Source organism: Planomonospora corallina, from assembly GCF_042650625.1.
Taxonomy (GTDB): domain Bacteria; phylum Actinomycetota; class Actinomycetes; order Streptosporangiales; family Streptosporangiaceae; genus Planomonospora_B; species Planomonospora_B corallina.
This window is the reverse complement of sequence record NZ_JBHSBM010000009.1, coordinates 94101-101945: the sequence shown is the minus strand read 5'-3', so window position 1 is coordinate 101945 and position 7845 is coordinate 94101. Positions and strand designations below refer to the sequence as shown.

The window sequence follows — 7845 nt, the reverse complement described above, 5'->3', positions numbered from 1 at the left end:
CTGCGCCGCCTGCTGCACGAGGTGCTCACCGATCCGGCGCATCCGCTGCGGCGCTGCCGGCCCCGGCCGGGCGGTGTGCCGTACTTCCCGGAGGCGGCGACGCTGCCCTCCGCGCTCCGGCCGCCGGACCGGGGCTCGGCCGCGGCGCTCCTGGGCGCCGCCTACGCGACCGGCCTCGCCTGGTGCCGCCTGTCCGGGACCGAGGTGCCGGAACGGGGCTTCGCAACGGCGGCCGCCGTGGTGCACCGGCTGGTGCACGAACGGGACGACCCCGCCCCGGAGACCCCGCACCCGCCCGGCCACCCGTCCGGGACGCACCCGCACACCCAGGGGACGCGCCCGCACGGAACGCCTCCCGAAGGGACGCACCCGCACACCCAGCAGCACTTCCGATAACAAGGGTGGATTTAAACTACTTATCCGGTTATTTCATCCTTACTTGGCCTATACCCTTCTCCTCCCCCGAGCGGTGCACGATTGCCTGAATCGTGATCTCGCAATCGGGAAATGACCCTTCAGGGTACGGGGCGGAGCCGGAGGGAATGGCCCCGATGGGCCATGGGCACGCAAGACCGCCCGCCGTACCCTCGAAGTGGGTGTGGGCTGCGGAAGGAAGGACGACGCGGTGGGGCACGACGACCTGGACCTCAGGGTCCACGACCGTGTCGCGTTGGACGAGATCGCGCTCTACGCCGAGGTGCTTACCGCCGTCGCCGGCAGCGAACGGCCCCTCACCTTGGCGGAGCTCGACAACGCGCTCGGATTGAGCGCTTCGGCGACCTGCTGAAGCCACTGGGAAGTAACCGCAGGGCCTGGTCCCGGACTCCCCCGAGGGGGTCCGGGACGTGGTTCGAAATGACGGCCCGGCAGCGGCCGGGGACTAGTCAGGAACGCACCAGCCGGGCGATGGCCGCCGACGCCTCCTTGACCTTCTGCTCGGCCTCCGGGCCACCGGTGTTGACGGCCTCGGCGACGCAGTGAGCGATGTGGTCCTCCAGCAGGCCGAGCGCCACCGCCTGCAGCGCCCGGGTCGCGGCCGACACCTGGGTCAGCACGTCGATGCAGTAGGCGTCCTCCTCCACCATCCGCTGCAGGCCCCTGATCTGCCCCTCGATCCGCCGCAACCGGGTGAGATACGCCTGCTTGTCTCCGCTGTACCCATGCATGGCCCAACGGTACCCGCGTCAGGCGCGGCCGGCGGTCTCCGCGATCAGTTTCTCCCACCGCTCGGCCACCGCGGGCGCCCCGTGGACGGCGGCGGCCTCCAACGCGCCGGCCGCCAGTTCCCTGCGCCTGCGCTCGTCGTCGATGAGACCGAGCAGGGCGGAGGCGTAGGCCCCGATCTCGTCGCCCCCCTCGGGGACCAGGACCCCGCTGCGGCCGTCCACCACGAACTCGCCCGGGCCGCGCGCGCTGTCGAAGCCGATCACCGGCACCCCGCTGGCCATCGCCTCGATCACGGTCATGCCGGGCACCTCGGCCCGGGAGGTCACCGCCACGATCGACGCCTTGGCGAACTCACCGCCCAGGTCGGGGGTGTTCCCCATGAAGTAGACGTGGTTGTGCAGGCCCAGCTCCGTGACCAGGAGCCGCAGCCGCTTCTCCTCGGGGCCCGAGCCGTACAGCCTCAGGCGCCAGTCGGGGCGCTTGCCGGCGACGACGGCGAAGGACCGGATCAGCCGGTCGTAGGCCTTCACCGGCACCCAGCGCCCGCCCGCGGCGACGATGCGGTTGTCCATCCGCGAGCGCGGCCACGGCCCGGCGGGCAGCGCGTCCGGGACCCACCGGGTCTCGGCCTCCCCGTCCAGCAGGCGCTCCCAGTCCGCGCGGCCGGTCTCGGTGGCGACGGCGACCGCGTCCAGGCGCGGGTAGAACCTCCTGATCGGCCCCGGCACCGGCGGGCGGCCCCACTCGCGGGCGATCCGCACGGTCCGGCGCGGGGCGTGCCGGGCCGCCTGCACGCTCAGCCCCGGCCTGGTGGTGATCAGCGCGTCCGCCCGCAGGCCGCGCAGCCGCCGCCAGAGGGCGACGTCGGCGCGCATCTGCCCCGCCGGGAGCAGGTGGCGCACCCCGGGCCGGGCGTCGACCAGCCAGGAGAGCCGCACCTTGGAGCGGACCGGGAAGAAGGGCCGCTCCCGGTGCCGCCGGACGCTGATGATCTCGACGTCGTGGCGCTCCGCCAGCTCTCCCGCGAGGTTGACGACCGAGCGGACGTCGCCGCGCATGCCGTCCACCGAGGGGACGAGCAGGCAGATCCTCACACGCCCACCTCGATCCGCAGCTCGTCGTCGGCGGTGTAGCAGGGCTTGACCGGCACGCCGTCGATGCGCGCGGCCGGGTAGTGCAGGCGGCGGCGCTTGCCGTCCACGTCGTCCAGGCGCGAGGCGAGGCGGAGCGGGCCGGGCAGGCCGTCCACCTCCAGCACGGGCTCCCAGAGGCAGGGGCGGGCGGAGGCGGCCTCGATCACGTCGCAGAGCGAGAACGCGGCGTGGAAGCGCACGCCCTGGACCGTCGCGGTGACGGACAGCTCGGTCCCCGGCCCGCCGCGGCGCAGCGCCAGGCGGGCCTCGTGCCGGGACTCGTCGTCCTCCAGGCCCGTGAAGGCCAGCAGACCGGTGACCTCGAAGCGGCCCTCCCGGAACCAGACGGCGCGGACCTCGGCGGCCGGCCGTACCTCGTCGACCTTCAGGGCGAGATAGCCGCCCTGCGTGCGGTAGGCGCGGTAGGCGCGGGTGCGGCGGCCGAGCGCGTAGGCGTCGAGGCGGTCGAGGGAGAAGCCGGGGTCGACGCTCCTCAGCCGCGTGCGCGGACCGTCCTGCTCGAGGTAGGCGTCCCAGCGGCCGGGGCCCAGCGAGAGCGGGGCGAGCGAGACCGCGAGCGTCGCGTCGTGCGCCCGGGCGCCCGGGGCGCCCAGCGGCACCCTGCGCTCGGCGCCGGTGGTCCGGTGGCGGAGCACCAGCCCGGCCTCGCCGGGAAGGGGATCGTCGACCGCCAAGCGGAGGGAGAGGACGTCGGCCAGGGTGACCTCGGCATCCGTGACGACGGCACGCACCATCGGCCCCCTCCCCGTCGAATGAGCTACGCGACGTTGAGGTTACCGTGATTTTCCCGTTATGTGGAGCGTCGCATACGGAGCTGTTTCGGACTCATCACCCTTTTCATTGATACCTTACGAAAAGTCAGGCGCGACCCGCAAAAAACGGGTCGCGCCTGACTTTTCGATCAAGCTTTCCGATCAAGAAAGGGCGGTCAGGATGCCTCGACCGGCTCGCCCTTGATGGACTTGATCAGCAGCTGCGAGACGTCCACGACCTCCAGCGTCTCCTTGGCCTCGCCGGCGTTCTTCTTCTCGTTGATCGAGTCGCCCAGCATCACCAGGCAGAACGGGCAGGCGGTGGAGATGGTGTCCGGGTCGGTGGTCAGCGCCTCGTCCACGCGCTCGGTGTTGATGCGCTTGCCGAGCCGCTCCTCCATCCACATCCGGGCGCCGCCGGCGCCGCAGCAGAAGCCGCGGTCCTTGTGGCGGTGCATCTCCTGGGTCTTGACGCCGGGCACCTTGGCCATGATGTCGCGCGGCTGCGAGTACACCTTGTTGTGCCGGCCGAGGAAGCACGGGTCGTGGTAGGTGATCTTCTCCTCGATCGGGGTGACCGGGACCAGCTTGCCCTCGTCGACCAGCTTGGCCAGCAGCTGGGTGTGGTGGACCACCTCGTAGGTCCCGCCCAGCTGCGGGTACTCGTTGGCGATCGTGTTGAAGCAGTGCGGGCAGGTCGCGACGATCTTCTTGACCCCGGCCTCGTTCAGCGTCTCGATGTTCTGCTGGGCCAGCATGTTGAACAGGAACTCCATGCCCAGGCGGCGGGCCGGGTCACCGGTGCAGGCCTCCATCGGGCCGAGCACCGCGAACTTCACGCCCGCGATGTGCAGCAGCTCGGCGACCGCCTTGGTGGTCTTCTTGGCCCGGTCCTCCAGCGCGCCGGCGCAACCCACCCAGAACAGGTACTCGGTGTCCTCGGGCATCTTCTCGTCCACGACCTCGACCTCGAAGTCGAGCTCCTCGACCCAGTCGAGGCGCTTCATCTCGGACATGCCCCACGGGTTGCCCTTGTTCTCGAGGTTCTTGACCATGACGCCGGCCTCGGTGGGGAAGTTCGACTCCACCATCACCTGGTAGCGGCGCATGTCGAGGATGTGGTCGATGTGCTCGATGTCCACCGGGCACTGCTCGACGCAGGCGCCGCAGTTGGTGCAGGACCACAGCACGTCCGGGTGGATGACGCCGTCCTCGCCGACCAGCGGCTTCTCCAGCAGCGCGAGCACGTCCTGGCCCGCGTGCGCCCGCTGCTCCTCGCTCATCATCAGGTACGGCGCGACCTTGAAGGCGTGGTCGCGCTGGTCCATGATCAGCATCTTCGGGGAGAGCGGCTTGTCGGTGTTCCACGCCGGGCACTGCGACTGGCAGCGGCCGCACTCGGTGCAGGTGTAGAAGTCGAGGAAGCCCTTCCAGGTGGTGTCCTCGATCTTGCCGCGGCCCAGCTTGTCACCGTCGAGGTCCTCGTCCTCGAAGTCGACGACCTTGCCGTCGATCCGCATCTCCGGAGCCGGGCCGAGGCCGTCCGGACGGCGGGAGAAGAGCACGTTCAGCGGCGCGGTGAAGATGTGCAGGTGCTTGGAGTGCAGCACGATGAGGAGGAACACCAGCATGAAGCCGATGTGCAGCAACAGGGCGACCTGCTCCACCACGTGGGCGGTCGACTCGCCCGTCGGCAGGACCTTCGCGACGGTCTCGGACGCGAACGCGCCGGACTCGTAGGGGAAGTTCCCGGTGACGACGGCGGCGCCGCGGGCGAGGAAGAGCGTCCAGAGGATGTTGAAGATCATGAACAGGACCATCCACGCGCCGCTCAGGTGCGAGCCCGAGAAGCGCGAACCCCGGCCGAGCTTCTTCGGCGAGTTCTTGAAGCGGATGATCGCGAAGGCGATGATGCCGACGAGACAGGCGACCGCGATGAAGTCCTGCAGGAAGCCCAGGACCGGCCAGGTGCCGATGATCGGGATGTGGAACTTCGCATCCCCGGTGATCGCACCCTGGATGATCGCGCCGTACGCCTCGATGTAGACCGTCAGCAGGATGAAGAACGCCCACATGACGAAGAAGTGCGCGACGCCGGAGGGCGTCCACTTCAGGAGCTTCTTCTGCCCGAAGACCTCGACCAGCTGGGTCTTGATCTCGGTGCCCACGTTGTTCTTGGCGTACTCGATCCGCTCCGGCGCGGGCGGGCCGATGACGGCGAGCTTGTACAGGAACAGCACGCGGCGCGCGGCGAGCGCGAGCACGACCACTGTCATGACGAGCCCGATGATGGCTACCCAGAGCACGGGTCCTCCCACAGACGGCGTTGGCTGCCAGCGTATGACCGCCGGTCACCCACAATGACCACAGGTCGCCCCGAATCCTACCCGCGAGTAACTTGCGCCCGGAATGGGAATCGCGGTGAACGAGGTCACCATATGGTCAATTCCATTCTAGAACAATGCTCTGGATGCTCCGCAGGGGGGCTCCCGGTCAGCGGGAACCGTCAAGATACCGCTGGATCGTCGGCGCGAGCAGCGCGACGAGCTCCTCGACGCCGGCGGAGGCCATCGGCTCCAGCCTGAGCACGTACCGCGCCATGACCACGCCGAACATCTGCGCGAACGCCGCCTCCATCCGGAGCGGCGGGATGTCCAGCGCCTGGGCCACCCGGCCCAGCAGCGAGTGCGTCATGAACTCCCGGATCAGCTCGGCGGCCCGCTCGTTGGTCATCGCCGTGCGCACCAGCGCCATCACCGGCTGGCGGGCCTCGGCGTCCGCCGTCACCGTGAGGATGTAGCGGGCCAGCCGCTCGCCCATCTCCGCCCGCGGCCCGGCCAGGACCCGCGGGATCACCTCCTCCGGGTTCACCGGCAGCTCCATGGCCGCGACGAACACGCCCTCCTTGCCGGAGAAGTAGTGGTGGACCAGGGCCGGGTCCACCCCCGCCTCGCGGGCGATGCCCCGGATCGTCGCCCGGTCGAACCCCTTCTCCGCGAAGGTCCTGCGCGCCGCCGCGAGGATCTCCCCCCGCGTGTCCGCCGGCCCCGGCCTGCGTCCCGGCCTGCGCCGCGCCACACCCTCCACCCGGCCGCCCGGCCCGTCCGCGCCGCCGGACCCCCCGGTCTCCCTGCGGTCCGGCACGTCGACGCCACCGGACCCCCCGGTTTCCCTGCGGTCCGTCCCGTCCGCTCCGCCGGCCCGCCCGGCGGCCGTCACGCGGTGGCCGGGGCCGCGAGGTGCAGGCGGGCGAAGGCGAGCGCCTCCGCGAGGTCGTCGATCCGCGCGGTACGGCTGGCCGCCTTGCGCGTGTTGACCTCCAGCACCACCAGGCCGCCGAAGCCGTTCGTCGCCAGCCGCTCCAGGATCGGCGCGCACGGCTGGTTGCCCCGGCCCGGGACCAGGTGCTCGTCCTTGTTCGGGATGCCGACCCCGTCGGCCAGGTGCAGGTGGGCCACCCGGTCGCCGAGCTTGGTGAACATCTCCCAGGCGTCGACGCCCGAGACCGCCGTGTGCGACAGGTCCAGGGTGACCTGGGGGAAGTCGTAGTCGACGGGGTTCCAGTCCGGGGAGTACGGCACGACCTTGTTGCCCCGGGCGCGCAGCGGGAACATGTTCTCCACCGCGAAGACCACGTCGGTCTCCTCGCGCATCCGGGCCAGGCCGATCTCGAAGTCGCGCGCGTAGTCGCGCTGCCAGCGGAACGGCGGGTGCACCACGACCGTCTGGGCGCCCACCCGCTCCGCGGCCCGCTGCGCGCGCTTCAGCTTCGCCCACGGGTCCTTGCCCCAGACCCGCTGGGTGACGAGCAGGCAGGGCGCGTGGATGGCGAGGATCGGCAGCTGGTAGTGGTCCGACAGCCGCTCCAGGACGTCGATGTCCTGGCTGACCGGGTCGGCGCCCACCATGATCTCAACGCCGTCGTATCCCAGGCGCGCCGCCAGCTCGAAGGCATCCGGGGTGCGCTCCGGATACACCGACGCCGTGGACAGCGCGATCTTCGCACTGGGCACTCGGATGACGCTCATCGGAGCCGTTCTCGCCTTCGGGTCGGAGTGAGTCGATGTCCGCGAACGCCGCGGTGCCCGTCGCCCCGCGCGTCCACACTTGCCAGAGTAAGCGCGTCCGGGCCTCAATGGCTTCCAGCCACCACGGTGCGAGGAGGATCACGCCGCTACGGTGGGGGGATGCCGCAGTTCGTCAAGGGTGCCATTCCCAGCCCCAACATATGGAACACCCCGCGCGTCTACGAGCTGGAGAACCGCGCGGTCGACCCCGAGGGCGAGGTGGAGGCCGCGCTGGCGGCCGTCCGCCCGCTCGACGGCGCGACCGTCCTCGACATCGGCTGCGGCACCGGCTACCACCTGCCCGGCCTGTCCGCCACCGCGGCGCGCGTCATCGGCGTCGAGCCCCACCACGACCTCGCCGAGCTGGCCAGGCGGCGCTGCCGGGCCCTGCCGAACGTCGAGGTCCGCGTCGCCGCCGCGCAGGACCTGCCGCTCCCCGACGCCTCGGCCGACGTCGCCGTGGCCCGCTGGGCCTACTTCTTCGGCCCCGGCTGCGAACCCGGCCTGGCCGAGCTCTCCCGCGTGCTGCGGCGCGGCGGCACGGCCTTCGTCGTCGACGTCGACGCCGCCCGCGGCGACTTCGGGCGCTGGTTCCGCCGCTCCGTCCCGGCCTACTCCCCACAGGCGGTGGCGGACTTCTGGGCCCGCCAGGGCTGGCAGAGCCGGCCCCTCGACCTGCGCATGGTCTTCGAGCGCCGCGCCGAC

General features: G+C 71.0%; 8 protein-coding genes and 1 pseudogene. 3 read left to right on the top strand and 6 right to left on the bottom strand.

Annotated elements, in window-relative coordinates; translation table 11 throughout:
* Positions 1 to 396 (top strand): annotated as a pseudogene (locus ACFOWE_RS03360) (hypothetical protein); the annotation flags it as partial.
* 229 nt (positions 397 to 625) lie between these two features.
* Positions 626 to 787 (top strand): hypothetical protein, encoded by a 162-nt coding sequence (locus ACFOWE_RS03355; protein WP_344856742.1) that lies wholly within the window; start codon positions 626 to 628, stop codon positions 785 to 787.
* A 97-nt stretch (positions 788 to 884) separates the two neighbouring features.
* On the opposite strand, the gene ACFOWE_RS03350 is transcribed toward ACFOWE_RS03355, so the two are convergent.
* From ACFOWE_RS03350 to ACFOWE_RS03325, 6 genes are all read right to left on the bottom strand, one after another.
* Positions 885 to 1166: a metal-sensitive transcriptional regulator gene (locus ACFOWE_RS03350; RefSeq protein WP_377285267.1), complete on the bottom strand. Its 282-nt coding sequence runs from the start codon at positions 1164 to 1166 to the stop codon at positions 885 to 887.
* A gap of 18 nt (positions 1167 to 1184) precedes the next feature.
* On the bottom strand, positions 1185 to 2261 hold the full coding sequence (locus ACFOWE_RS03345; RefSeq protein WP_377285266.1) for a glycosyltransferase: 1077 nt from the start codon (positions 2259 to 2261) through the stop codon (positions 1185 to 1187).
* Positions 2258 to 3055 (bottom strand): hypothetical protein, encoded by a 798-nt coding sequence (locus ACFOWE_RS03340; RefSeq protein WP_377285265.1) that lies wholly within the window; start codon positions 3053 to 3055, stop codon positions 2258 to 2260. The genes ACFOWE_RS03345 and ACFOWE_RS03340 overlap by 4 nt, the downstream gene beginning before the upstream one ends.
* A gap of 194 nt (positions 3056 to 3249) precedes the next feature.
* Entirely contained in the window at positions 3250 to 5379 is a 2130-nt protein-coding gene (locus ACFOWE_RS03335; RefSeq protein WP_377285263.1) for a (Fe-S)-binding protein, read from the bottom strand.
* 187 nt (positions 5380 to 5566) lie between these two features.
* Positions 5567 to 6217 (bottom strand): TetR/AcrR family transcriptional regulator, encoded by a 651-nt coding sequence (locus ACFOWE_RS03330; RefSeq protein ID WP_377285262.1) that lies wholly within the window; start codon positions 6215 to 6217, stop codon positions 5567 to 5569.
* Between the two features lie 71 nt (positions 6218 to 6288).
* Entirely contained in the window at positions 6289 to 7101 is an 813-nt protein-coding gene (locus ACFOWE_RS03325) for a sugar phosphate isomerase/epimerase family protein (protein WP_377285261.1), read from the bottom strand.
* A gap of 159 nt (positions 7102 to 7260) precedes the next feature.
* On the opposite strand from ACFOWE_RS03325, the gene ACFOWE_RS03320 reads away from it, so the two are divergent.
* Positions 7261 to 7845: class I SAM-dependent methyltransferase (locus ACFOWE_RS03320; protein WP_377285259.1), on the top strand; the 585-nt coding region annotated here is incomplete at its 3' end.